This window comes from Streptomyces sp. NPDC047042, from assembly GCF_040644035.1.
Taxonomy (GTDB): domain Bacteria; phylum Actinomycetota; class Actinomycetes; order Streptomycetales; family Streptomycetaceae; genus Streptomyces.
This window is the reverse complement of record NZ_JBEYVP010000005.1, coordinates 269,061-294,038: the sequence shown is the minus strand read 5'-3', so window position 1 is coordinate 294,038 and position 24,978 is coordinate 269,061. Positions and strand designations below refer to the sequence as shown.

Here is a 24,978-nt window from a genome sequence, read left to right as displayed (position 1 = left end):
TCGCTGGAATGAACGGGTGGCGGCTCCCCGTTGAGTGAGGCATGACTCAGGACGAAGCGCAGGATCCGCTGCTCAAGCTGCTCTCCGAGTACAACGGCGGAGTGCTGGTCACCCTCAAGGCCGACGGCCGCCCCCAGCTCTCGAACGTCAACCACGCCTACGACCCCGACGAACGCACCGTCCGCGTGTCCCTCACCGACTCCCGCGCCAAGACCCGCAACATGCGCCGGGACCCCCGCGTCTCGTACCACGTGACCAGCGACGACCGCTGGACCTACGCCGTGGTCGAGGGCATGGCCGACCTGACGCCGGTGGCCGAGGACCCGTACGACGAGACCGTGGAGGAACTCGTCCGCCTCTACCGCGCGGTCCGGGGCGAACACCCCGACTGGGACGACTACCGCGCGACGATGGTCCGGGACCGACGGCTCGTCCTGCGGCTCAGGGTGGAGAAGGTGTACGGCATGCAGCACCCCTAGGGCCTGTCGTCAAATTCCCGCCTGCCTCGCGACGACATGCACGCCCTCTCGCCGCACCGGACACAGACCCACGTACAACCAGTACGAGGGCCTGCGTCCGGCACGCCGAGAGCACGCATCTGCCGCCGCGAGGCCCGCCCTTCGGGCGGACGACGGGAATTTGACGACAGGCCCTAGACCGGCGTGGTGGCCCATGCCCGAGTCCCCGAACAGCCCATCGCTGTCGGGGACTTGGGAGAGGCAGGGCTCAGGCCGACACGGCCTCCAGCTCCGACGTCTTTCCGGCGCCGCGCTCGCCGAGCCGTTCCGTGGGTATCCGGTGCGTCTCGCGTGCCGTGATCGCGGCCAGTACCGGCGGAACACACAGCGCCGCCGTGAACAAGGCGACCGAGAACCAGTCGTCCCCGTCCGGACCGGCGATCTCCGCGGCGAAGGTGACCGCGAAACCGGCGACGGCGAAGCCGATCTGGGTGCCGATCGCCATGCCCGACAGGCGCACCCGGGTCGAGAACATCTCGCCGTAGAAGGACGGCCAGATGCCGTTCGCGGCGCTGTAGACCACACCGAAGGTGACGATGCCGAGGACCAGGATCAGCGGGTACGAACCCGTGGAGATCGCCCACAGGTAGACGAACATCATGACCCCGCTGCCGGCGGCACCCACCAGGAACACCGGGCGGCGGCCGATGCGGTCGGACAGCGTGGCCCACAGCGGAATCGCGGCCAGCGCGACCACGTTGGCGAGTGCGGCCACCCACAGCATGGACGAGCGGTCCATCCCGACGGCGTCACTGGTCGCGTACGCCAGCGCCCAGACCGTGAAGATCGTGGAGACCGACGCGACCAGCGCGCCCGCGACCACCCGCAGTACGTCCGCCCAGTGCTCGCGCAGCAGGATCAGCAGCGGCAGCTTCACGACGCCCTCGGCGGCGGCCTGCTGGGCGAAGGCCGGGGTCTCCTCGAGCTTGCGCCGGATGACGTAGCCGACGACGGCGACCGCGATGCTCAGCCAGAACGGCACGCGCCAGCCCCAGGACAGCAACTGGTCCTCGGGCATCGCCGCGACCGGGATGAAGACCAGCGTGGCGAGGAGCTGGCCGCCCTGGGTGCCGCTCAGGGTGAAGCTGGTGAAGAAGCCGCGCCGGCCCGGCGGAGCGTGTTCGAGGGTCATGGAGTTCGCGCTGGCCTGCTCACCGGCGGCCGAGATGCCCTGCAGGACACGGCAGAGCACCAGGAGCACCGGGGCGAGGGTGCCTACCTGCTCGCGAGTGGGGAGGCAGCCGATGAGGAACGTCGACAGGCCCATCAGGATCAGCGTGAACACCATGATCTTCTTGCGGCCGAGCCGGTCGCCGAAGTGCCCGAGGAAGAGCGCGCCGACAGGGCGGGCGGCGTACGCGACACCGAAGGTGCCCAGTGACAGCAGGGTCGCCGTGGCCGGGTCGGACTCGTCGAAGAAGACCTTCGGGAAGATCAGGGCGGCCGCGCTGCCGTAGATGAAGAAGTCGTAGTACTCCAGCGCGCTGCCGATCCAGGCGGCCGTGGCGGCCTTCTTCGGCTGGCCCTCGGGCAGGGCGTCCAGGGGTGCGTCGGGGTCGCGGGGTGCGACGGAATCCGCCACGGCGTGCTCCTTCGGGGGAACTCCACCGTAGGTGGAGTGAGCGGAGGGGGATGACGAGGGGGGAGGGCGAGCGGGGAAAGGCGAGCGGGAAGGGCGAGGGGGGAGGACGAGGGGGGAGGACGAGAGGGAGGTGCGGCGCCGGATCCCTGGGGGTGATGGGACGGCCGTGCCGGGAGTCGACCAACTCCCGGCTAATTAACCCACTGGATAGTTAGTAGCGGTTGGCTACGGATGTTGCGCCCAGGTTTCCCGGGTGTCAAGAGGTCGCGCCGAGGATCCCGCCCGGCGCGGGCCCGCGCGTGCGCCCCTCGTCAGGCCGTACGGTCCGCCGTCAGATAGGCGATGACCATGTCGCCGAGCATCGTCCGGTAGTGCTCGCGCTGGTCCGGGGCCGTCAGATCGCGGCCGAACAGCGCGCCGAAGGTGTGCCGGTTGGAGACCCGGAAGAAGCAGAAGGAGCTGATCATGGCGTGCAGGTCCACGGCGTCCACGTCCGCCGTGAACAGCCCCGACTCGCGGCCCGAGGCCAGGATCCGGCGGATCACCTCCAGCGCGGGCGAGCCGATCTTCCCGAGCTGCTCCGAGGCGGTGATGTGCTCGCCCTCGTGGATGTTCTCGATGCTGACCAGCCGGATGAAGTCGGGGTGCGCCTCATGGTGGTCGAAGGTGAGTTCGGCGAGGCGCCGGATCGCCGCGACCGGGTCCAGATGCTCGACGTCGAGATCCTGTTCGGCCTGCCGGATCACGGTGTACGCGCGCTCCAGCACGGCCGTGAACAGCTGCTCCTTGCCGCCGAAGTAGTAGTAGATCATCCGCTTGGTGGTGCGGGTGAGCGCGGCGATCTCGTCGACCCGGGCGCCCGCCAGGCCGGCCCGGGCGAACTCCTTGGTGGCCACGTCGAGGATCTCGGCTCTGGTCCGGGCGGCGTCGCGGATGCGCCCGCCTGTGTGTGCCGGTTCTTCGACGCTGGTCATCGGGTTCCTTCGGGCGAGGGGCCAGTCCCGTGATTCTAGAAGCCCACGTGAGGGCTTCCCCGTTGCCCGGTCCTGCTGATATAGCTAACGTACTAGTTCGTACATTAGTGGAGGTCGGTCGTGGCCAAGGACTCGTTTCTCGTCGGGCTCATCGGCTCCGGCATCGGCCCGTCGCTGAGCCCCGCGCTGCACGAGCGAGAGGCCGACCGGCAGGGGCTGCGCTATGTGTACCGGCTGATCGACATCGACGTGCTGGGCGTCGAGGCACGGGCGGTGGGCGATCTCGTACGGACCGCCCGTGATCTCGGCTTCGACGGGCTGAACATCACGCACCCGTGCAAGCAGCTGGTCATCGAACATCTCGACGGTCTCGATCCGCAGGCGGAGGCGCTCGGTGCCGTCAACACCGTGGTCTTCGAGGACGGCAGGGCGATCGGCCACAACACCGATGTCACGGGCTTCGCCGACTCCTTCGCGCGCGGTCTGCCCGACGCCCCGCTGGACCGGGTCGTGCAGCTCGGGGCCGGTGGCGCGGGCGCGGCCGTCGCACACGCCACGCTCACCCTCGGCGCCGGTCGGGTCACCGTCGTCGACGCGCTGCCCGACCGCGCCGCCGACCTCGCTGCGTCCCTCAACCGGCACTTCGGCGCCGGCCGGGCGAGCGCCACGACGCCCGACCGGCTGGCGGCGCTGCTCGGCGGGGCCGACGGCGACGGCGGCGTTGACGGGCTGGTGCACGCGACGCCCACCGGTATGGCCGCTCACCCCGGCCTGCCCGTTCCCGCCGAGCTGCTGCACCCCGGCCTCTGGGTCGCCGAGGTCGTCTACCGTCCGCTGGAGACCGAGCTGCTGCGCACCGCCCGCGCGACGGGCTGCGCCACGCTCGACGGCGGCGGCATGGCCGTCTTCCAGGCCGCGGACGCGTTCCGTCTCTTCACCGGCCGCGAACCCGACGCGGCGCGCATGCTCGCCGACATCGCGGAACTGGCGGGCGCCCTGCCGGCACCGAAGTAGAAGCAGACAGAAGGCAGAGGTACTGACGTGCGTACGTCCATCGCCACCGTGTCGCTCAGCGGCTCCCTGACCGAGAAGCTCACGGCTGCCGCGCGGGCCGGCTTCGACGGGGTCGAGATCTTCGAGAACGACCTGCTCGCCAGCCCCCTCACCCCCGAGGAGATCCGCGCCCGCTGCGCCGACCTCGGTCTCACCATCGACCTCTACCAGCCGATGCGTGACATCGAGGCCGTGCCCGAGGACGAGTTCGCCCGCAATCTGCGTCGCGCCCGGCACAAGTTCGAGCTGATGCGGCGGCTCGGCACCGGCACGGTCCTCGTCTGCTCCAGCGTCTCCCCGCTCGCCCTCGACGACGACGCCCTTGCCGCCGCCCAGCTGAGTCAACTAGCCGATCTCGCCCAGGGGTTCGGGGTCCGAGTGGCCTACGAGGCACTCGCCTGGGGGCGGCACGTCAGTACGTACGACCACGCCTGGAGCATTGTCGAGTCGGCCGGGCACCCGGCGCTCGGCACCTGCCTCGACAGCTTCCACATCCTGTCCCGGGGCTCGGACCCCAAGGGGATCGAGGACATCCCCGGCGAGAAGATCTTCTTCCTCCAGCTCGCCGACGCCCCGCTGCTCGCCATGGACGTACTGCAGTGGAGCCGCCACTACCGCTGCTTCCCCGGGCAGGGCGGCTTCGACGTCGCGGGTCTGCTGCGACACGTCGTCCGGGCCGGCTACGACGGTCCGCTGTCCCTGGAGGTCTTCAACGACGTGTTCCGGCAGGCCGAGGCGGGCCCCACAGCTGTCGACGCCCGGCGCTCCTTGCTGGTCCTCCAGGAGAGCGTGGGCCTGGCCCGGCTGCCCGACCCCGTCGTCCCCGCCGGAATCGCCTTCGCCGAACTCGTCACCCCCGACGCGGAACCGGTCGCGGCCGTCCTCCGCGCCCTGGGCCTCAGCCGCACGGCCCGCCACCGCAGCAAACCCGTCGACCTCTGGGAGCGCGGCGAGGCCCGCATCCTGGTCAACACCGGCCCGACAGCCCGCCGCGACGGCACGTCACTCGCCGCCATCGGCCTGGAATCACCGAACCCCACGGCCGCAGCCCGCCGCGCCGAGTCCCTACTGGCCCCGGTCCTACCTCGCCGCCGGGCCCCGCAGGACGTCCCACTCGAAGCGGTGGCAGCCCCCGACGGCACAGAACTCTTCTTCTGCACCACAAACCACCCCCAACTCCCCAACTGGCAAACCGACTTCGAACCAGTCGAAGCCGCCGGGCCCACCGAGCCCGTCGCACCCGTCGCACCCGTCGAGGCCACCGGGTCCGCCGGGTCCGCCGGGACCGGCGAAGCCGCAGGCGGCGTGACGTGTATCGACCACCTCGCCCTCACCCAGCCCTGGCACCAGTTCGACGAAGCCGCCCTCTTTCATCGCAGTGTGCTCGGGCTGTATGCCCAGGAGAGTGTTGACGTCGCCGACCCGTACGGGTTGTTCCGTAGCAGGGCCGTCACCAACTCCCGTGGCAGCGTGCGGATCGCGCTCGCCGTCGGACCCGGTCCCACCGACGACGGCACCCGTGCCCAGCACATCGCGCTGGCCACCGGCGACATCGTGGCCGCCGCGCGGCGCTTCCGGGAGGTTGGTGGCAGGCTGTTGCCGATCCCGGCGAACTACTACGACGACCTGGCGGCCCGATTCGAGCTCGACGAGGGCGAGTTGGCGACCTATCGCGAGCTCGGCATCCTCTACGACCGTGACGCGCAGGGCGAGTTCAGGCACTGCTACACGCGTACCGTGGGTCGCGTCTTCTTCGAACTGGTCCAGCGCGACGGCGGCTACCAGGGCTACGGCGCCCAGAACGCCCCGGTACGGCTCGCCGCCCAGCACGCCCAACGCCCGCTTCGGTAAAGGGAGTGGCCGCCTCGCACAGTTACTGCCGGGCGACGCTCCTGCTCACCCCGGCGATGACGGTCGTCGCCAGGATCCAGCCGGTCAGGATGAGGGCGTACGAGAGGTACTGGTAGCCGTTCTCCGGTGCGAAAGACCCTTCCTGGCCGAAGGAGATCACCGGGAGGAGCAGGTCGAGGGTGTAGAAGACCGGGTTGAACTCCGGGGCCTCGTCCGCCTTGAGCGGGCTCGGGTGGTGCAGCGCGAACGCGATCGAGCCCGCCGCCAGCAGCGACAGCAGCCAGACGGCGGCACGCAGCGGGCGGAAACCGTAACCGACGGTGGTGTCCTGGAGGTGGCCCCAGGTCCGGCCGAGCCAGGGCAGGGTGGCCCGGTGCCGGCGCAGCTTGGCGAGCTGGACGCGGCGGGCCGCCCCCTCGTCGCCGGCGTGCCGGTAGGCGGCGGCCAACTGCTCGTAGGCGTAGGGGACATAGCCGTCGCCGTCGCGCTCCAGCAGGGGCAGGCGGTGGTGGGTCGGCTCATGCGGATTGAGGGCCGTGTAGGTGAGGTTGTTGAAGAGCACCTCGCCCGGCGCGACCTCCGACTCGAAGCCCAGTACGTCGATCCGGGAGCGCCGCAGATGCAGCCTGCCCTCGATGGGCGCGCACCGGTACAGCCACAACTCGCCGATGGTGCAACTGCTGGCCCGCAGAGCCGTACCGCCGGGGTTGGACAGCCGCGCCCGTGTGAAGTCGAGGGAGCCCGCGATACGCGAGCCGCGCAGGTCGATGCCCCCCTGGGTCCGCAGGTTCCGCGCCCGTACGTCGGCCCGCACCTCGATGGAGCGCGCGCACAGGGCATGTCCGCCGGGATTGCCCAGATCGGCGTCGTCGAGGGTGATCGACCCGCCCACCGAGGCACCGTCGAGCCGCATCTCGCCCCGCACCCGCAGCCCCGGTGCCGCGAACCCGTCGCCGAGGACGGCCTGATGGAGCTGGAGCACCGGCACGGACGGGTCGGACGTGGTGAGTTCGGCCCCGTCCAGGAACAGCGCGCCCGCTATCTCGGACCCGGCCAGCTTCACCGGCCCGCGCACCCGGCAGCCCGACATCCGCAGGGGCCCGTCGATCCGCGTACTGGCGAGACTGAGGGACGGGAGCACCGAGCCGCGCAGATTCAGCTGGCGCAGCCGGGAGCCGTAGAAGTCGGGAGACTCGTCGAAGTGGCAGTAGCGCAGATGGAGTGCGTGGTCCACCCCCGCGTACATGAGGTTCAGCTGACCGGTGACGCGGGCGCCCGACAACCTGAGCCTGGGGATCTCGCCGTCCTGCGGAGCCCTGAGCAGCAGAGCCCTGAGCACCGAGGCGCGTACGGTCCGCTCCGGACCCCAGTCTGCGCCGGTGGCCGGGTTGTCGGCCCCGGCCTCACCCTCGCGGAAGTCCACGGGCTCCCCCTTGGGGAAGGCCCGGCACACCCGTTCCTCGGCCGCCGTCAGATCGTTGATCTCCATCGGGGCGACTCTGACGCGCCTTCGCCGCACATGTCAATCGGGTCCGGGGACAACTCCCCGGACCCGATCACCACTTCAGTCGCCCGACCCCGGCATTGGACCCAACTCACAGCCCGCTAGCGGGAGTTCCACTCCGCCACCACCGGACGGTCGTGCTCCGTGGAGAGCGTGCTGACCGTGCCCGTGGCGAGCTGGAACAGCCGTCCTTCGACGGCCGGCAGCCCGAGGTAACGGGCCGTCAGCACGCGCAGGAAGTGCCCGTGAGCGACGAGGATGACGTCGCCTTCGTCGAGCGCGTCCCTGACGTGGGCCAGCACGCGGTCCGCGCGCCGGCCCACCTCCTCGGGCTGCTCGCCCGGGTGCCCGTCCGGACCGGGCGGCACCCCGTCCGTGAACAGGAACCAGTCGGGCCGGGTGCGCTGAATCTCGTGGGTCGTCACGCCCTCGTACCCGCCGTAGTCCCACTCGTGCAGGTCCGGGTCGGTCGACGCCCCGGACAGGCCCGCGAGTTCGGCGGTGCGGACCGCGCGGGTGAGCGGACTGGTCAGGACGCGTGCGAAGGTCCGTCCGGCGAGGAGCGGGACGAGGGACTTGGCCTGTTCCTCGCCGTGCGGGGTGAGGGGCAGGTCGGTCCAGCTGGTGTGCTGGCCCGACGCGCTCCACTCGGTCTCGCCGTGGCGGACCAGGAGAAGGTCACCCACGGCCTGCTACTCCTTGGACTCGACGGCGTGGCCGCCGAACTGATTGCGCAGCGCCGCGATCATCTTCATCTGCGGGGAGTCGTCCTGCCGGGACGCGAACCGCGCGAAGAGGGAGGCGGTGATCGCGGGCAGCGGCACCGAGTTGTCGACGGCCGCCTCGACCGTCCAGCGGCCCTCCCCGGAGTCCTGCGCGAACCCGCGCAGCCGCTCCAGGTGCTCGTCCTCGTCGAGGGCGTTGACCGCCAGGTCGAGGAGCCAGGAGCGGATGACCGTCCCGTCCTGCCAGGAGCGGAAGACCTCGCGCACGTCCGTGACGGAGTCGACCTTCTCCAGCAGCTCCCAGCCCTCGGCGTAGGCCTGCATCATGGCGTACTCGATGCCGTTGTGGACCATCTTCGAGAAGTGCCCGGCGCCCACCTTGCCCGCGTGGACATAGCCGTACGGGCCCTCCGGCTTCAGCGCCTCGAAGATGGGGTGGAGCCGCTCGACGTGCTCCTTGTCGCCGCCGACCATCAGGGCGTAGCCGTTCTGCAGCCCCCACACACCGCCGGAGACACCGGCGTCGACGAAGCCGATGCCCTTCGTGCCCAGTTCCTCGGCGTGCTTCTCGTCGTCCGTCCAGCGGGAGTTGCCGCCGTCGACGACGGTGTCACCCGACTCCAGGAGGCCGCCGAGCTCGTCGACGACGGACTGGGTGGCCGCGCCGGCCGGGACCATCACCCACACCACACGCGGCGCCTCGAGCTGCTCGACCAGCTCGGCGAGGCTGCCCACGTCGGAGACGTCGGGGTTGCGGTCGTAGCCGATGACGGTGTGGCCCGCGCGGCGGATGCGCTCGCGCATGTTGCCGCCCATCTTGCCGAGACCGATCAGACCAAGCTGCATGTCACTTCACTTCCTGAGCGTCACGAAGAGTGCGGTACGTGGCCACGAGGGCGGCGGTGGAAGAGTCGAGGCCGGGGACGTCCACGCCCGCGGTGAGCGCGGGTTCGACGCGCTTGGCGAGGACCTTGCCCAGCTCGACGCCCCACTGGTCGAACGAGTCGATGTTCCAGACGGCGCCCTGGACGAACACCTTGTGCTCGTACAGCGCGATCAACTGGCCGAGCACGGAGGGCGTCAGCTCGCGCGCGAGGACGGTGGTCGTCGGGTGGTTGCCCTGGAAGGTCTTGTGGGCGACGAGTTCCTCCGGCACGCCCTCCGCGCGCACCTCCTCCGGCGTCTTGCCGAAGGCCAGCGCCTGGGTCTGCGCGAAGAAGTTGGCCATCAACAGGTCGTGCTGGCCCTTGAGTTCGTCGCTCAGCTCGGCGACCGGTTCGGCGAAGCCGATGAAGTCCGCCGGGATGAGCTTGGTGCCCTGGTGGATCAACTGGTAGTAGGCGTGCTGCCCGTTGGTGCCGGGCGTGCCCCACACCACCGGCCCGGTCTCCCACTCGACCCGGTTGCCGTCACGGTCGACCGACTTGCCGTTGGACTCCATGTCCAGCTGCTGCAAGTAGGCGGTGAACTTGGAGAGGTAGTGGCTGTAGGGCAGTACGGCGTGCGACTGGGCGTCGAAGAAGTTCCCGTACCAGATGCCCAACAGGCCGAGCAGCAAAGGCGCGTTGGCCTCCGCCGGAGCCGTGCGGAAGTGCTCGTCGACCAGCGCGAACCCGTCCAGCATCTCCCGGAACCGCTCGGGGCCGATCGCGATCATCAGGGAGAGCCCGATCGCCGAGTCGTAGGAGTAGCGGCCACCGACCCAGTCCCAGAACTCGAACATGTTGTCCGTGTCGATGCCGAAGTCCGAAACCTTCCCGGAGTTCGTCGACAGTGCCACGAAGTGCTTGGCGACCGCCTTGTCGTCGCCGCCCAGCCCCGCCAGCAGCCACGACCGGGCCGAGGTCGCGTTGGTGATCGTCTCGATGGTGGTGAACGTCTTCGACGCGACGATGAACAGCGTCTCCGCCGGATCCAGGCCCCGCACGGCCTCGTGCAGGTCCGCACCGTCGACGTTCGACACGAACCGGAACGTCAACTCCCGTGCCGTGAAAGCCCGCAGAGCCTCGTACGCCATCGCGGGACCGAGGTCCGAGCCCCCGATGCCGATGTTGACGACGTTTTTGATGCGCCGCCCGGTGTGCCCGGTCCACTCGCCCGAGCGCACCTTGTCGGCGAAGGCCGCCATCCGGTCGAGGACCGCGTGCACGGCCGGTACGACGTTCTCGCCGTCGACCTCGATCACCGCGTCGCGAGGTGCCCGCAGCGCGGTGTGCAGCACCGCGCGGTCCTCGGTGATGTTGATCTTCTCGCCGCTGAACATGGCGTCCCGCAGCCCGAACACATCGGTGGCGGTGGCGAGTTCCTGGAGGAGGGCGAGCGTCTCGTCCGTGACCAGGTGCTTGGAGTAGTCGATGTGCAGGTCGCCGACCTTGACGACGTACCGCTCGGCGCGCCCGGGATCGGCGGCGAACAGCTCACGCAGGCTCGGCTCGAAGAGCGCGCCGGCGCGGTGGTCCTCCAGGGCGGTCCACTCGGGACGCAGAGTGAGCTTGGGGGAGTCAGACATGGCGGGGGGTCTCCTTGGTGCCGTCGCCGCGCAGGGCGACCGCGTACATCTCATCGGCGTCGAGGCGGCGCAGCTCCTCGGCGATCAGTTCGGAGGTGGCACGCACCTTCAGCGCGAGGGTGCGCGAGGGCTGGCCGGGCAGGCTGAGCGTGGCGAGCGGGCCCTCGGGGCGGTCGATGACGATCTCGCCCTTGTCGGTGCCGAGGCGGACGGCCGTGACGACCGGCCCCGCGGTGACGACCCGGTCCACCTTCACCGACAGCCGGGCGCCGAGCCAGCGGGCCAGCAGTTCGGCGCTCGGGTTCTCGGCCTCGCTCTCGACGGCCGCCGAGATGATCTTCGTACGGGCCTGGTCGAGGGCGGCTGCCAGCATCGAGCGCCACGGGGTGAGCCGCGTCCACGCCAGGTCGGTGTCGCCGGGCGCGTACGAGCGCACCCGGGCCTCCAGGGCGACGAGCGGCTTCTCGACCGCGTACATGTCGGTGATCCTGCGCTGTGCCAGCGCGCCCAGCGGGTCCTTGACGGGCACCTCGGGGGCGTCCACCGGCCACCACACGACGACCGGCGCGTCCGGCAGCAGCAGCGGCAGGACGACCGAGTCGGCGTGGTCGGACACCTCGCCGTACGTCCGCAGGATGACCGTCTCACCGGTCCCCGCGTCCGCGCCCACCCGTACCTCGGCGTCGAGGTGGGACTTGGTGCGGTCGCGCGGGCTGCGCGCGTGCCGCTTGATGACGACCAGGGTGCGCGCGGGGTGCTCGTGCGAGGCGTCCTCGGCCGCCTTGATCGAGTCGTAGGCGTTCTCCTCGTCCGTGACGATCACCATCGTCAGGACCATGCCCACGGCAGGGGTGCCGATGGCGCGCCGCCCCTGCACCAGCGCCTTGTTGATCTTGCTTGCCGTGGTGTCGGTGAGGTCGATTTTCATGGCCTGCGCCAGCTCCGTCCGTCTCGTGCGAGCATCTCGTCGGCTTCCTTGGGGCCCCAACTGCCCGAGGAGTACTGCGCGGGCCTGCCGTGCGTGCCCCAGTACTCCTCGATCGGGTCGAGGATCTTCCAGGACTCTTCCACTTCCTGGTGACGGGGGAACAGATTGGCGTCGCCGAGCAGGACGTCCAGGATGAGCCGTTCGTACGCCTCCGGGCTGGACTCCGTGAAGGACTCGCCGTAGGCGAAGTCCATCGTGACGTCCCTGATCTCCATCGAGGTACCCGGGACCTTGGAACCGAAGCGCACGGTCATGCCCTCGTCGGGCTGGACGCGGATGACGATCGCGTTCGCACCGAGTTCCTCGGTGGCCGTGGAGTCGAACGGGGAGTGCGGGGCGCGCTGGAAGACGACCGCGATCTCCGTGACGCGCCGCCCCAGCCGCTTGCCGGTCCGCAGATAGAAGGGGACGCCCGCCCAGCGGCGGTTGTCGACCTCCAGCCTGACGGCCGCGTACGTGTCGGTGCTGGACTGCGGGTCGATGCCCTCCTCCTCGAGGTAGCCGGGCACCTCCTCGCCGCCCTGCCAGCCCGCCGCGTACTGCCCGCGCACGGTGTGCTCGCCCAGGTCGTCGGGCAGCTTCACGGACTTGAGGACCTTCAGCTTCTCGGTCAGCAGCGACTCGGCGTCGAACGCGATCGGCTCCTCCATGGCCGTCAGGGCCATCAGCTGGAGAAGGTGGTTCTGGATCACGTCGCGCGCCGACCCGATGCCGTCGTAGTAGCCGGCCCGGCCGCCGATACCGATGTCCTCGGCCATCGTGATCTGGACGTGGTCGACATACGACCGGTTCCAGATGGGCTCGTACATCTGGTTGGCGAAGCGGAGCGCCAGGATGTTCTGGACGGTCTCCTTGCCGAGATAGTGGTCGATCCGGAAGACCTGCTCGGGGTCGAACACGTCGTGCAGCACCCGGTTCAGCTCACGCGCGCTCTTCAGGTTGTGCCCGAACGGCTTTTCGATGACCCCGCGTCGCCAGGACCCCTCCGGCGCGTTCGCCAGCCCGTGCTTCTTCAGCTGCTGGACGACCTTGGGGAAGAACTTCGGCGGTACGGAGAGGTAGAACGCGTAGTTGCCGCTCGTGCCCCGGGACGCGTCCAGCTCCTCGACGGCCGCGCGCAGCTGCTTGAACGCCGCGTCGTCGTCGAAGTCGCCGGGGATGAACCGCATGCCCTCGGCGAGCTGCTGCCAGACCTCTTCACGGAACTCCGTACGGGCGTGGTCGCGCACCGAGTCGTGGACGATCTGCGCGAAGTCCTCGTCCTCCCAGTCCCGGCGGGCGAACCCGACGAGCGAGAACCCCGGCGGGAGCAGACCCCGGTTGGCGAGGTCGTAGACGGCCGGCATCAGCTTCTTGCGGGACAGGTCCCCGGTCACCCCGAAGATGACCAGCCCGGACGGGCCCGCGATCAGCGGCAGACGCCGGTCGCCGGGATCGCGCAGCGGGTTGTCCCAGTCCGCGTCGGACACGGCGGTTTCCATTTCCCCCTCCGTCTCCGTCTCCGTCGCCGCCTCTGTCTGTGTCTCGGCCGGCGCGGTGGTGGTCTCCTCGCTCATTCCCCGTCAACTCCCTTGCTGTTCAGCGACTTGGTGACGGCGTCCAGCAGGTCGTTCCAGGCGGTCGCGAACTTGGTGACGCCCTCGTCCTCCAACAGGGTCACGACCTCGTCGTACGAGATCCCGAGCCGCTCGACGGCCGCGAGATCGGCGCGGGCCTGGGCGTAACCGCCGCTCACCGCGTCGCCGTGGATGTCGCCGTGGTCGGCGGTCGCGTTGAGAGTGGCCTCAGGCATCGTGTTGACGGTGCCGGGCGCGACCAGCTCGTCCACGTACAGGGTGTCCTTGTACGCGGGGTCCTTGACGCCGGTCGAGGCCCACAGCGGACGCTGCTTGTTGGCGTGGGCGCCGCCCAGGGCCGTCCAGCGCGCCCCACCGAAGACCTCTTCGTACGCCTCGTAGGCGAGCCGCGCGTTGGCCAGTGCCGCCCTGCCCTTGAGGGCGAGGGCCTCGTCCGTGCCGAGCACGGTCAGGCGCTTGTCGATCTCGGAGTCGACGCGGGAGACGAAGAAGGAGGCGACGGAGTGGATCGAGGCCAGGTCGATGCCCGCGGCCTGCGCCTTCTCCAGGCCGGCCAGATAGGCGGCCATGACCTCGCGGTAGCGCTCCAGCGAGAAGATCAGCGTGACGTTGACGCTGATCCCGAGGCCGATGACCTCGGTGATGGCGGGCAGGCCCGCCTTCGTCGCCGGGATCTTGATCATCACGTTGGGCCGGTCCACCAGCCAGGCGAGCTGCTTGGCCTCGGCGATCGTTGCGGCCGTCTCATGGGCGAGACGCGGGTCGACCTCGATCGACACCCGCCCGTCCCGGCCCGCCGTGGCGTCGTACACCGGGCGCAGGATGTCGGCGGCGGCCCGGACGTCGGCGGTGGTCATCATCCGTACGGCCTCGTCGACCGTGACGCCGCGCACGGCCAGGTCGGCGAGCTGCTCCTCGTAGCCCTCGCCGGAGCCGATGGCGGCCTGGAAGATCGACGGGTTGGTGGTCACGCCGACCACATGGTGTGTGTCGATGAGTTCGGCGAGGTTGCCGGAGGTGATCCGCCTCCGTGAAAGGTCGTCCAGCCAGATCGAGACGCCCTCGTCGGACAGGCGCTTGAGCGGTCCCGCGGTGATGGTCGTTTCGGTGGTCACTGTGATCATCTTCTTTCTGGCGTTCGGATCAACCGCGGGCTGCCGCGAGGGATTCCTTGGCGGCCGCGGCCACGTTCTCGGCGGTGAAGCCGTACTCGGCGAACAGGGTCTTGGCGTCGGCGGAGGCGCCGAAGTGCTCGAGGGAGACGATGCGTCCTGCGTCACCGACGTAGCGGTACCAGGTCAGACCGATGCCCGCCTCCACCGCCACGCGCGCCTTCACTGACGGCGGAAGGACGCTCGCCCGGTACTCGGCCGGCTGCTCCTCGAACCACTCCACGGACGGCATCGACACCACCCGCGTACCCACGCCCTCGGCCTCCAGCGCCTCGCGGGCGGCGACGGCGAGCTGGACCTCGGAGCCGGTGGCGATCAGGACGACGTCCGGGGTGCCGGTGGAGGCCTCCCGCAGGACGTAACCGCCCTTCGCGGCATCCTCGTTGCGGGCGTACGTCGGCACACCCTGCCGGGTGAGCGCCAGACCGTGCGGGGCCGGGTTCGTGGCGTGCCGCCTGAGGATCTCGGCCCAGGCGACGGCCGTCTCGTTGGCGTCGGCCGGGCGGACGATGTTCAGGCCCGGGATGGCGCGCAGGGAGGCCAGGTGTTCGACCGGCTGGTGCGTCGGGCCGTCCTCGCCGAGGCCGATGGAGTCGTGCGTCCAGACATAGGTCACCGGCAGCTGCATCAGCGCCGACAGCCGTACGGCGTTGCGCATGTAATCGGAGAACACCAGGAAGGTGCCGCCGTAGACACGGGTGTTGCCGTGCAGGGCGATGCCGTTCATCTCGGCGGCCATCGAGTGCTCGCGGATCCCGAAGTGGATCGTGCGGCCGTAAGGGTCGGCCTCAGGCAGCGGGTTGCCCTTCGGGAGGAAGGACGAGGTCTTGTCGATGGTCGTGTTGTTCGAGCCGGCCAGGTCGGCCGAGCCGCCCCACAGCTCGGGCAGGACCGGGCCCAGGGCCTGGAGCACCTTGCCGGACGCGGCACGCGTGGCGACTGACGTGCCCTCCTCGAACACCGGCAGCGCGTCCTCCCAGCCGTCGGGCAGCTGACCTGCCACGACCCGGTCGAACAGCTTGGCCCGCTCCGGCTGCGCGGTACGCCACTCGGCGAGCCGCTTGTCCCAGGCCGCGTGCGCCTCGGCGCCCCGGTCGAGGGCCTGGCGGGCGTGGGCGAGTACCTCGTCGGCGACCTCGAAGGTCTGCTCCGGGTCGAAGCCGAGGACGCGCTTGGTGGCCGCGATCTCGTCGGCGCCGAGGGCCGAGCCATGGGCCGCCTCGGTGTTCTGGGCGTTCGGCGCGGGCCAGGCGATGATCGTGCGCATCGCGATGATCGAGGGGCGCGTGGTCTCGGCCCGCGCCTGTTCGAGCGCCGTGTACAGCGCGCGAACGTCGATGTCGCCGCCGAGTTCGGGCTCGATCCGCTGTACGTGCCAGCCGTACGCCTCGTACCGCTTCAGCACGTCCTCGGAGAACGCCGTCGCCGTGTCGCCCTCGATGGAGATGTGGTTGTCGTCGTAGACGAAGACGAGGTTGCCGAGCTTCTGGTGGCCGGCCAGCGAGGACGCCTCGGCCGAGATGCCCTCCTCCAGGTCGCCGTCGGAGACGATCGCCCAGACCATGTGGTCGAAGGGTGAGGTGCCCTCGGGGGCCTCCGGGTCGAAGAGGCCGCGCTCGTAGCGGGCGGCCATCGCCATGCCGACCGCGTTGGCGACACCCTGGCCGAGCGGACCGGTGGTGGTCTCGACGCCGGCCGTGTGGCCGTACTCCGGATGGCCGGGCGTCTTCGAACCGTGGGTGCGGAACGCCTTGAGGTCGTCGAGCTCCAGCTCGTACCCGGACAGGAACAGCTGGGTGTAGAGCGTCAGAGAGGTGTGGCCGGGGGAGAGGACGAATCGGTCACGGCCCGTCCACTCGGGATCCGCGGGGTCGTGTCGCATCACCTTCTGAAAGATCGTGTACGCGGCCGGGGCCAGGCTCATCGCGGTGCCGGGGTGGCCGTTGCCGACCTTCTGTACGGCATCGGCCGCGAGTACGCGAGCCGTGTCGACGGCGCGCTGGTCGAGATCGGTCCACTGGAGGCTGTCGGATGTCTGCGTACTCATCTTCAAGAAGTCCTCGGTCGAGGTGGATGAACTGCTCGGACGCGTTCAAACTTAAAAGTCTGACTTTTACGGGGCCAGGTGCCTGTGTGTCACCCTGTGGTGAATGTGGGACACGGCGGCTCGGGTCGACGCGGCAAGAGAAGGACATGACGGACAGAACATCCCAAGGCGGCGTCCCGGGCGCGGGCCAAGACGGTGACGGCATCAGGACGTTTCCCTTCCCTGTCGATCTGAGCGTCCTCGGTGTGGGCATGCGGGTCGGCGCGATGTCACCCGACCGCACCTGGCACGAGGACGCCCCGCTGGAGCGCGTCCACCGCATCGACTTCCACATCGTGATGCTGTTCGACGACGGCCCGGTGACCCACATGGTCGACTTCGCCGAACACGAGGCGACAGCGGGCGACCTGCTGTGGATCCGCCCGGGTCAGGTCCATCGCTTCTCCCGCACCAGCGGGTACCACGGCACCGTCCTCACCATGCAACCCGGTTTCCTGCCCCGGGCCACGGTCGAGGAGACCGGTCTCTACCGCTACGACCTGCCCCCGCTGCTGCGCCCCGACGAACCCCAACTCGCGGGCCTGCGGGCGGCTCTGGCCCAGCTGGGCCGTGAGTACGAGGACACGGCCACGCTCCCGATCGGCCTGCACACCTCGGTACTGCGCCACTCGCTCACCGCGTTCCTGCTGCGGCTCTCCCATCTCGCCGCGAGTTCCGGGCGGGCGCCACGCGGACCGGCCGACACCACGTTCACCCTGTTCCGGGACGCGGTGGAGAAGGGCTTCGCCACCAACCACAGCGTCAGCGCGTACGCCGACGCCCTGGGTTACTCCCGCCGCACCCTCGTTCGCGCGGTGCGCGCGGCGACCGGTGAGACGCCCAAGGGCTTCATCGACAAGCGGGTGACCCTGGAGGCCAAGCGTCTGCTGGCGCACACGTCCCTGCCGATCGGGCGCGTGGGCGCGGCCGTCGGCTTTCCCGACGCGGCGAACTTCTCCAAGTTCTTCCAACTGCACACCGGGACCACGCCGGTGGCGTTCCGCGCCGAGCTGCGCGGAGAGCGCGGAGAACGCGGGGAGGGGCGGACCGGCCGGCCCGCCCCTCCCTCAATGCCCTACAACACCCCGGTCAGTGACCGAAGTTGAACCAGTTCACGTTCACGAAGTCCTGCGGCTGACCGCTGGTGAAGGTCAGATAGACGTCATGGGTGCCGGTGACGGAGCTGATGTTCGCCGGCACCGTCCGCCAGCTCTGCCAGCCACCGGTGTTGCCGATGGAGAAGCTGCCGATCGGGGTGGCCGTACGGCTGTCGAGGCGTACCTCGACCAGTCCGCTCACGCCCGACCCGGCACCGCTCGCGACCCTGCCGACGAACTGGGTCGCGGCCGACGAACCGAAGTTGACGTTCTGGTAGAGCGCCCAGTCGCCGTTCGCGAGCGAACCGATGTTCTGCCCGCCGCCGGTGTCGGTGGTGGTCTCCGTGCTGGTGCCCGACTGGCTGTTGTACGACTCGGCCTGCACGGCGCTGTACGCGTCCCGGGTGCCGGTCGGCGGAGGTGTGGTCGTGCCGCCGCCGGTGGTCGACTGGAGCACCTGCACATAGTCGACGACCATCGGACGCCCGGACACCGTGTTCGCGTCAGGACCGCCGCCGAACGCGTTGGGGAACGCGCCGCCCATCGCCACGTTCAGGATGATGAAGAAGCCGTGGTTCGTGGCGTTCGCCCAGGTCGTCGCGTCGACCTGGTTCGCGGTCACCGTGTGGTAGTTGGTGCCGTCGACGTAGAAGCGGATCGCCTCCGGGCTCACCGAACGGTCCCACTCCATACGGTAGGTGTGGAAACCGGCCTGGCAGGTCGTGCCGGCGCAGCTGGTGGTGCCGCCGATGCCGGTCGTCTCGTTGCAGGGGCCGCCCGGGCTCGAACCGCAGTGCATGGTGCCCCAGATGGTGTTGAGCCCCTGGGTGTTCTCCATGATGTCCAGCTCGCCGACGCTCGGCCAGTTCTGGTAGTTGCCCCGGTAGGGCGCCCCGAGCATCCAGAACGCGGGCCAGTAGCCGAGAGCGCCCGCGCCGGTGACGTTCGGCACCTGGAGGCGGGCCTCGACGCGCAGCTTGCCGCCGGCCGGGGGCTGGAAGTCGGTGCGGTTGGTCTCGATGCGGCCCGAGGTCCAGTTACCGGCGGAGTTGCGCACCGGGGTGATCCTGAGGTTGCCGCTGCCGTCGAGCGAGACGTTGCTCGTGCTGTTCGTCATCGTCTCGATCTCGCCGGTGCCCCAGTTGGCGGGGCCGCCGGGATACGAAGTCCCGGTCGCGTACTGCCAGTTGGTGGTGTTGACGCCGGTCCCGGCGGCGCCGTTGAAGTCGTCGAGGAAGACCTGCGTCCAGCCGGTGGGCGGCGTCGGCGCGTCCGCCTGGGCCACCGACACGGCGGCTGCCGCGAGGCTGAGGACGGCGCCGACGGCGACGAGCACGCGCCGGAGCGGGCCGCGACCGACGGGTGGGCCTGAAGTGAGCGAAGTGCCTGAAGTGTCCCTCATGGGTGCCTCTTCGGGTACGGAGTGGGGGTGCGCGGGTGCCTTCGAGAAAGCTTGAGAGCGCTCTCAAAGTGGGCCCAATGTGCTCCCGGTGACTCCGGCCGTCAAGAGGTGAAACCCGGAAATTCCTTCCGCCACAGGTGAGTTCACCCGATGAAGACATGAATGTGCTGACGGGACACGCCTCAGATCGCGCTGCCCGCCTTCCAGTCGGACCAGGACATGTTCCAGCCGTTGAGCCCGTTGGCCGGGTCGACCGTCACCTCGCCCGAGTTCTCGACGACGACCACGTCACCGATCATGGAGCCGTCGTAGAACTCGTAACCCGGCACGGTGGAGTCGTTCGCGCCCTTCGCGTCGTGCAGGCCGACACAGCCGTGGCTGGTGTTGCTGCTGCCGAACACCGAGGTCGGGGCCCAGTAGTTGCCGTGCACGAAGGTGCCGGAGGTGGTGAGACGCTGGGCGTGCGGGACGTCCGGGATGTCGTACTCGTCGCCGAGCCCGACCGTCGAGGACTCCATGAGTGCCGCCGGCGACCGTGACCTCGACGGGGGCGGTGAAGTCGGCGTGCCGCGTACCGTCGGCGGGGGTGACGGTGACGACGGCCTTCCTGGCCGCCTTCGTCGACGCGCTCGCGCCGGATGCCGTCTCCGAGGCGTTCGGGGAACCGCTGCAGCCGGTCAGCGCGGCGGCCGGGACGGCTCCGAGCGCGGTGAGGATCCGGCGTCGCGACCAGTTCGGCGACGGCCGACCGCCCTGTTCGGACGGGTCGGATATGTGCGCAACACCCACAGCACGCCTTTATCAACGACCCGGGACTAAACCCGGGCTTGCACAGCGGGCGCCACTGGTTGTGGTGCTGCGCTTGCGTCCGGTCCCGCCCTCGGGTGTCGGGGGTGGGTCTGGGGCGGTTGACGGCGCCCCGCGTCGCCACAACTCTTCCGCGCGTGCGCGGATGTTGCGGGAGCCGTTGCGGTCTGCGTGATCAACGAATCCGCAGGACCGGCACGCGAACCAGGCCTGGGAGACCCGGTTCGCTCTGTCGATGTGGCCGCACTCGGCGCAGGTGCGGGAGGTGTACGCCGGATCGACATACACCACCGGCACCCCGGCCCTCTTGGCCTTGTACGCGATGAACGACCCCAGCTGGGCGAAGGCCCAGGAGGAGTGGGTGGCCCGTTGGGGCTTGCGAAGCCGTACCCGTTCGTGGATGCCCGTCAGTTCTTCCAGGGCGATTCCGCGACCGGTGCGTTCTGCCTCGGCCACCACATGTTTCGCGATCTTGTGGTTGATGTCCTTCGTCCGCCGGGCCTCCTTGCGCCTGCGCTTCTTCAGGCGACGCTTGGCGGAGGGGGTGTTCTTCTTCTGCAGTTTGGTGCGCAGGGTGCGTTCGCGCAGCCGTCCCCGGTTGAGGGAACGTCCGGCAATGATCTGGCCGTCGGAGGTGGTGGCGATGTTCACGATTCCCAGGTCGATGCCGAGGAATCCGTCGGGATCGGTGTTCAGGGCCGCTTCGGGGATCTCGCAGGTGGCCTGCAGGAACCACATGCCGTCCCGCGCGACGAGGTCGGACTCGCCCTTGCGGTACAGGGTCAGGCGGGCCAGCTGTTCCGGGGAGGCGGTGAACGCCACCTGCTTCATCCGCCCGGACAGGGTCCAGAGGGAAACGGTCCGGGCGGTGAGCTGCCAGGACAGCATCCTGTCGTCATAGGGCTGCGCGCCCTCCGGGCGGAACGTGATCGGTTTCCCGGTGGCTCGCCGGTACCGCTTCGACCACGGCCTGCCCAGGTTCCCGGCCTTCAGGTTCGCCGCCAGCGTCCGGTAGGCGTCACACGTCTTCTTGATCACGTGCTGGGCCGCCTGAGAGCCGAGCCCCCACCTCTGCCTGACCTCGGCGTAGGTGTGCTCGCGCAGCGCGAAGTTCCGCTTCACATCCTTGACGAAGGCTACCTCCGACGCCCAGGACGCGGCCTCGTTGCAGGCGTGCAGGGTCGCCTCAAGCGCCGCCGCCTGTACGGGCGTCGGCAACAGCTTGACCTGCACCACCAGCTTCATGACACCCGAACCTACACACCCGCCCACACACACGGACGGCTCCGTACACCCGTCCCACCATTCAGTGACACACCGGCCGTACGTTCGATATCGCCCGGCTCCGCCGGACAGCCCTGCGGGCGCTCCGTGCCCGACCTCCCAGACACCGCGACGCTCCGCGTCGCCACCACACGATGCGATTCCTCCCAGGAGTAAACGCCTGGGGTTCCTCGCAAGAATGTCGCTGAACGACCAGGAAGTGATCGACGATGAGCGTGCATCGTGCATCTTCTGTATGGGTTTGGTCTTTGAAAAGGGCGCCCGCCGTCTGAGATTCCGGTAAGGACGCGCGACGCGGACTCAGTGCTACTGCTCCGGCTGCCACCCCAGCGCCCTGGAGATGCCCCGCGCCGCCAGCCGTACCGCCGGCACCAGCACCGGGACCTGGGCGTCGACGTACGGCACCACGACCGACACCGCGGCGGTCACCGTGCCGCCAGGACCGCGTACCGGGGCCGCCACCGAGAGGGCGTCGTCGGTGACCTGACGGCTGCTCACCGCGACGCCGGTGCGCCGGACTTCGGCCAGGACGCGGCGCAACTTGGCCGGGTCGGTGATCGTGTGCGGGGTGAAGGAGACCAACTGGCCCTCGCAGTAGTGGTTCTGGAGCTCCGGATCGCCGTGGGCGAGGAGGGCCAGGCCGACGCCGGTGGCGTGCAGGGGCCAGCGGGCGCCGACCCGGATGTGCACCCCGACCGCCGAACGGCCCGACAGCCACTCGATGTAGACGACCTCGCCGCCGTCCCGCACCGCCAACTGCACGTTCTCGTGCGTCGCTTCGTACAGGTCCTCCAGATACGGCAGCGCGATCTGCCGCAGTGCCAGCCCGCGCGGAGCGAGCGCCGCGACCTCCCACAGCCTGAGGCCGACGTGGTAGACGCCGGCCTCGTCCCGCTCCAGGGCGCCCCAGTCGGCGAGGGCGCCCACGAGACGGTGGGTGGTGGTGAGGGTCAGCCCGGCCCGCCGGCTGATGTCCGTGAGGGAGAGTGCCGGGTGCTCGTGGTCGAAGGCACTGAGCACGGACAGCAGCCGGTCGGGCGCGGAGCGGACGGTCATGGGCGGGCAGCTCCCGGAGGGGTCGAGGCGTGGTTGCGCGCCAGGTCGTAGGGGCGCGGGTACTGCGTCGGCCGGTAGGTCACGTAGCGGGACGGGGTCGCTGAATCCGCTTGCGCCGCGCGGGAGTTGAGGACGCTCGCGGAGGTGTCCCAGCGTCCCGTGTCCAGGCGGTGCTCCAAGGTGTGCAGGGCGGCGATCGTCTCCGGGGTGTTGAACGTGCAGTGGCCGGGGGCGTCGACATAGGCCTGGCTCAGCAGCTTGCCCGCGCCGGCCGCGTTGGCCGCCCGCCGGTAGGCGCTCTCCACCTGTACGGGGACCAGTCCGTCGCCGGTGGTGTGGATGTTCAGCTGGGGATCGGTGAGGCGGCCGGTGAACGAGCTGGTCCGGCTCATCCACTTCACGGCGGCGGGGTCGGCGCTGATCCGGGGGGCTTTGTTCAGCGTCTTCAGGTCGTCGCGCAAGGACAGTCCCGCCTTCTTGTACAGCTCGGTGACCTCCTTGTATACCGAGGACTCGCGCAGCATCCGGGTGTAGTCGACGCCCGTGTTCCAGGAGAAGTTGCCGCCGGCCCGGGATTCCGCCTCCTGGCGCCGGACGGAGGCGGGACTGAGGATCAGGCCGGTGACCGCCGCGTACTGGTTGGCCTGCTGGGTGTCCCAGTCGGTGGGCCCGGGGACGGGCTGTGCGGCGTCGCTGTAGCCGGGGATGTTGTGCAGCGCGGCGGCGAGCGCGATCCGGGCCCGGCCCTCCGGCGTCCGCTGGGCGTCGGTGACCTTCGCGGAGAGGGCGCTCGCGGCCGACTTGGCGGCGGCCTGGTCGGCGAATCCGGTGAGCTGGATGCCCGAGTCCGGGGCGAGGAGCGTACGCAGGGCGAAGACGGGGTCGAGAGTGCTGTTCCAGTTGGCCACCCCGCCCTGCACCAGACCGCACATCGACAGCGAGCCGTCGAAGCGGTCGGCGTGGCGTTCGGCCAGGGCTGTCGTCACGAGGCCACCGTAGGACCGGCCCCAGGCGATCGTGCGCCGGGCCTCGCCGAACCGCCGGGTGAACACGTCGAGCGTGGCCAGCTGGTCCGGTACGGCGTCGGTGACGGCCCATCCACTGGACGCGTACGACGATCCGATGAGCGCGTAACCGGCGTCGACGAGCCGCTGCTGGACGTCCGGAGTCGGCGCGTTCTGGGCCGGGTTGGGGTCCCCGACGGTGCGGTAGCCGTGGCTGAACAGCAGCACCGTCCCGTTCCAGTCGGCCGGCATGTCCATCAGATAGGTCGCGCCGGAGGGGAGGGTGCCCTCCACGCGCTCGGCGGGCGCGGCGGCCTGGGCGGACGGCGAGAGCGTGGTGAGGGTGGTGACTAAGGCCGCGGCGAGGAGGACGAGAGTGCGGGAGTTCACGGGCGGATCCCTTCGGGAGCGGGCTGCTGTTGCGGGAGGGGGACGGGGGTGTCGAGCGTGTCGGTGTGGGTCTCGGGCATCCGCCACACGGTGACCGCCGTGATCAGCGCGCCGCCGCACAGCAGCAGCGACACCGGCGTACTGCCGCCGCCGTTCGAGGCGAGCAGGCTGGTCGCGATCAGCGGCGAGAACCCGGCGCCGACCAGGGTCGCCGCCTGGTAGCCGAGCGAGGCGCCCGTGTAGCGCACCTTCGTGCCGAACATCTCGGAGAACAGGGCGCCCAGCGGCCCGTACATCGTGGACTGGGCGATGCCGTGACCGAGGACAAGGGCGAGGATCAGCAGTCCGGGCGAGCCGGAGTCGACCAGCCACAGCACGGGGAAGGCGAGCGCGGCCGAGGCGAGGGCACCGGCGAGGACCACCGGGCGGCGGCCGACGCGGTCGGTGAGCGCGGAGGCGGTGGGCAGGACGACCAGCGCCACGCAGGAGGCGATGGTCACGGCGGTGAGGACCTGCGAGCGGCTGTGACCGTTCTCGGTGGCGTAGGAGATCATGAAGCCGGTCAGCAGTGACTGGGCGGTGAAGGCGCCGATGCCCACACAGCAGGCGAGCAGCACCGGCTTCGGGCGGCGCAGCACCTCGAGCACCGGCGGCCTGGCGGAGGTCTCCCGCCTGCCCTCGGCGAACAGGGGGCTCTCCGCGACCCGCAGCCGGACGAACAGGCCGACGCCGAGCAGGACGAAGCTGAGCAGGAACGGTATGCGCCAGCCCCAGGAGCGGAACTGCTCGTCGGGCAGGGTGGAGACGAGGGTGACCACACCGGCGGAGAGCACGGAGCCGAGCGGGGCACCGAGCTGGGTGGCACTGGACCACAGGCCGCGCCGGGAACTCTGGGTACGTTCGGCGTGTTCGACGACCATGAGGGTCGCGCCGCCCCACTCGCCGCCGATCGCGAGGCCCTGGACGACCCGGAGGGCGACCAGCAGGACGGGGGCCCAGACGCCGATCGCGTCGTAGGTCGGCAGCAGCCCGATGAGGAAGCTGCCGCAGCCCATCAGGACCATCGTCAGCAGCATCATCGACTTGCGGCCGAGCCGGTCGCCGAAGTGGCCGAAGACGATGCCGCCGAGCGGCCGGGCGACATAGCCCGCGGCGAAGGTGCCGAAGGCGGCGATGGTGCCGACCGCGGGGTCCGCCTGGGGGAAGAACAGATCGCCGAAGACGAGCGCGGCGACCGTGCCGTACACGAGGAAGTCGTAGAACTCGACGGTGGTGCCGAGCAGTCCGGACAGGGCGACGCGGCGCAACTCCCTTGTGTCCGGGGGGAGTTGAGAGGTGGGGGTGGAGGGCGAGCGGGACGGCTGCACGGGAAGCTCCCTGATGCCGATGTCGTGGGGGA

At 70.0% G+C, this 24,978-nt stretch carries 19 protein-coding genes and 1 pseudogene; 4 read left to right on the top strand and 16 right to left on the bottom strand.

Translation table 11 applies throughout. From position 1 onward, the window contains the following. Window positions 1–41 precede the first annotated feature (41 nt). The gene (locus tag ABZ855_RS07680) at window positions 42–479 is read left to right on the top strand and encodes a PPOX class F420-dependent oxidoreductase (RefSeq protein WP_360802536.1); all 438 of its coding nucleotides are present in this window, start codon (window positions 42–44) and stop codon (window positions 477–479) included. Window positions 480–726: 247 nt separating this feature from the next. On the opposite strand, the gene ABZ855_RS07675 is transcribed toward ABZ855_RS07680, so the two are convergent. Beyond that, window positions 727–2,100: an MFS transporter gene (locus tag ABZ855_RS07675; protein ID WP_360802533.1), complete on the bottom strand. Its 1,374-nt coding sequence runs from the start codon at window positions 2,098–2,100 to the stop codon at window positions 727–729. Between the two features lie 311 nt (window positions 2,101–2,411). Beyond that, a complete protein-coding gene (locus ABZ855_RS07670; RefSeq protein WP_319201092.1) occupies window positions 2,412–3,074 on the bottom strand; it encodes a TetR family transcriptional regulator in 663 nt (220 codons plus the stop codon). A 120-nt stretch (window positions 3,075–3,194) separates the two neighbouring features. On the opposite strand from ABZ855_RS07670, the gene ABZ855_RS07665 reads away from it, so the two are divergent. Beyond that, window positions 3,195–4,088: a shikimate dehydrogenase gene (locus tag ABZ855_RS07665; protein WP_360802529.1), complete on the top strand. Its 894-nt coding sequence runs from the start codon at window positions 3,195–3,197 to the stop codon at window positions 4,086–4,088. A gap of 27 nt (window positions 4,089–4,115) precedes the next feature. Next, the gene (locus tag ABZ855_RS07660; protein WP_360802526.1) at window positions 4,116–5,978 is read left to right on the top strand and encodes a TIM barrel protein; all 1,863 of its coding nucleotides are present in this window, start codon (window positions 4,116–4,118) and stop codon (window positions 5,976–5,978) included. Between the two features lie 22 nt (window positions 5,979–6,000). Here the strand turns inward: ABZ855_RS07660 and ABZ855_RS07655 are convergent, their stop codons facing one another. From ABZ855_RS07655 to tkt, 8 genes are all read right to left on the bottom strand, one after another. Then, window positions 6,001–7,467: a membrane-associated oxidoreductase gene (locus ABZ855_RS07655; protein ID WP_360802523.1), complete on the bottom strand. Its 1,467-nt coding sequence runs from the start codon at window positions 7,465–7,467 to the stop codon at window positions 6,001–6,003. A gap of 116 nt (window positions 7,468–7,583) precedes the next feature. Further along, window positions 7,584–8,168: a histidine phosphatase family protein gene (locus ABZ855_RS07650; RefSeq protein ID WP_360802520.1), complete on the bottom strand. Its 585-nt coding sequence runs from the start codon at window positions 8,166–8,168 to the stop codon at window positions 7,584–7,586. Between the two features lie 6 nt (window positions 8,169–8,174). Further along, the gene (gene gnd, locus ABZ855_RS07645) at window positions 8,175–9,053 is read right to left on the bottom strand and encodes a phosphogluconate dehydrogenase (NAD(+)-dependent, decarboxylating) (protein ID WP_360802517.1); all 879 of its coding nucleotides are present in this window, start codon (window positions 9,051–9,053) and stop codon (window positions 8,175–8,177) included. A gap of 1 nt (window position 9,054) precedes the next feature. Continuing rightward, the gene (pgi, locus tag ABZ855_RS07640) at window positions 9,055–10,716 is read right to left on the bottom strand and encodes a glucose-6-phosphate isomerase (protein ID WP_360802514.1); all 1,662 of its coding nucleotides are present in this window, start codon (window positions 10,714–10,716) and stop codon (window positions 9,055–9,057) included. After that, window positions 10,709–11,644, bottom strand: coding sequence for a glucose-6-phosphate dehydrogenase assembly protein OpcA (gene opcA, locus ABZ855_RS07635; protein ID WP_360802511.1), 936 nt, complete (start codon window positions 11,642–11,644; stop codon window positions 10,709–10,711). The genes pgi and opcA overlap by 8 nt, the downstream gene beginning before the upstream one ends. After that, window positions 11,641–13,185: a glucose-6-phosphate dehydrogenase gene (gene zwf, locus ABZ855_RS07630; protein WP_360802644.1), complete on the bottom strand. Its 1,545-nt coding sequence runs from the start codon at window positions 13,183–13,185 to the stop codon at window positions 11,641–11,643. Before zwf ends, opcA begins: the two co-directional genes overlap by 4 nt. A 71-nt stretch (window positions 13,186–13,256) precedes the next feature. Then, the gene (tal, locus tag ABZ855_RS07625; RefSeq protein WP_360802508.1) at window positions 13,257–14,405 is read right to left on the bottom strand and encodes a transaldolase; all 1,149 of its coding nucleotides are present in this window, start codon (window positions 14,403–14,405) and stop codon (window positions 13,257–13,259) included. Between the two features lie 19 nt (window positions 14,406–14,424). Then, window positions 14,425–16,500 (bottom strand): transketolase, encoded by a 2,076-nt coding sequence (gene tkt, locus ABZ855_RS07620; protein WP_360802505.1) that lies wholly within the window; start codon window positions 16,498–16,500, stop codon window positions 14,425–14,427. Window positions 16,501–16,646: 146 nt separating this feature from the next. Between tkt and ABZ855_RS07615 the strand changes: the two genes are divergently transcribed. Next, window positions 16,647–17,645 (top strand): AraC family transcriptional regulator, encoded by a 999-nt coding sequence (locus ABZ855_RS07615; protein WP_360802502.1) that lies wholly within the window; start codon window positions 16,647–16,649, stop codon window positions 17,643–17,645. Here the strand turns inward: ABZ855_RS07615 and ABZ855_RS07610 are convergent. The 6 genes and pseudogenes from ABZ855_RS07610 to ABZ855_RS07585 all read right to left on the bottom strand — a co-directional run bounded on the left by ABZ855_RS07610 (window position 17,629) and on the right by ABZ855_RS07585 (window position 24,946). Further along, entirely contained in the window at window positions 17,629–19,038 is a 1,410-nt protein-coding gene (locus ABZ855_RS07610; protein ID WP_360802500.1) for a glycoside hydrolase family 16 protein, read from the bottom strand. The two genes, ABZ855_RS07615 and ABZ855_RS07610, sit on opposite strands and share 17 nt — an antisense overlap. Before the next feature lie 182 nt (window positions 19,039–19,220). After that, window positions 19,221–19,583: pseudogene (locus ABZ855_RS07605) on the bottom strand (L,D-transpeptidase); the annotation flags it as partial. A 256-nt stretch (window positions 19,584–19,839) separates the two neighbouring features. Then, a complete protein-coding gene (locus ABZ855_RS07600; protein ID WP_360802497.1) occupies window positions 19,840–21,090 on the bottom strand; it encodes a transposase in 1,251 nt (416 codons plus the stop codon). A gap of 345 nt (window positions 21,091–21,435) precedes the next feature. Continuing rightward, window positions 21,436–22,185: an IclR family transcriptional regulator gene (locus ABZ855_RS07595; protein WP_360802494.1), complete on the bottom strand. Its 750-nt coding sequence runs from the start codon at window positions 22,183–22,185 to the stop codon at window positions 21,436–21,438. Further along, the gene (locus ABZ855_RS07590; RefSeq protein WP_360802491.1) at window positions 22,182–23,579 is read right to left on the bottom strand and encodes a prolyl oligopeptidase family serine peptidase; all 1,398 of its coding nucleotides are present in this window, start codon (window positions 23,577–23,579) and stop codon (window positions 22,182–22,184) included. The genes ABZ855_RS07595 and ABZ855_RS07590 overlap by 4 nt, the downstream gene beginning before the upstream one ends. Next, window positions 23,576–24,946, bottom strand: coding sequence for an MFS transporter (locus ABZ855_RS07585; RefSeq protein ID WP_360802488.1), 1,371 nt, complete (start codon window positions 24,944–24,946; stop codon window positions 23,576–23,578). The genes ABZ855_RS07590 and ABZ855_RS07585 overlap by 4 nt, the downstream gene beginning before the upstream one ends. Between the last annotated feature and the right edge of the window lie 32 nt (window positions 24,947–24,978).

Coding starts and splice junctions, on each gene's coding strand:
- ABZ855_RS07680 (WP_360802536.1), top strand. CDS start 42: ATGACTCAGGACGAAGCGCAGGATCCGCTGCTCAAGCTGCTCTCCGAG.
- ABZ855_RS07670 (WP_319201092.1), bottom strand. CDS start 3,074: ATGACCAGCGTCGAAGAACCGGCACACACAGGCGGGCGCATCCGCGAC.
- ABZ855_RS07655 (WP_360802523.1), bottom strand. CDS start 7,467: ATGGAGATCAACGATCTGACGGCGGCCGAGGAACGGGTGTGCCGGGCC.
- gnd (WP_360802517.1), bottom strand. CDS start 9,053: ATGCAGCTTGGTCTGATCGGTCTCGGCAAGATGGGCGGCAACATGCGC.
- pgi (WP_360802514.1), bottom strand. CDS start 10,716: ATGTCTGACTCCCCCAAGCTCACTCTGCGTCCCGAGTGGACCGCCCTG.
- opcA (WP_360802511.1), bottom strand. CDS start 11,644: ATGAAAATCGACCTCACCGACACCACGGCAAGCAAGATCAACAAGGCG.
- zwf (WP_360802644.1), bottom strand. CDS start 13,185: ATGGAAACCGCCGTGTCCGACGCGGACTGGGACAACCCGCTGCGCGAT.
- tal (WP_360802508.1), bottom strand. CDS start 14,405: ATGATCACAGTGACCACCGAAACGACCATCACCGCGGGACCGCTCAAG.
- tkt (WP_360802505.1), bottom strand. CDS start 16,500: ATGAGTACGCAGACATCCGACAGCCTCCAGTGGACCGATCTCGACCAG.
- ABZ855_RS07615 (WP_360802502.1), top strand. CDS start 16,647: ATGACGGACAGAACATCCCAAGGCGGCGTCCCGGGCGCGGGCCAAGAC.
- ABZ855_RS07610 (WP_360802500.1), bottom strand. CDS start 19,038: ATGAGGGACACTTCAGGCACTTCGCTCACTTCAGGCCCACCCGTCGGT.
- ABZ855_RS07600 (WP_360802497.1), bottom strand. CDS start 21,090: ATGAAGCTGGTGGTGCAGGTCAAGCTGTTGCCGACGCCCGTACAGGCG.
- ABZ855_RS07595 (WP_360802494.1), bottom strand. CDS start 22,185: ATGACCGTCCGCTCCGCGCCCGACCGGCTGCTGTCCGTGCTCAGTGCC.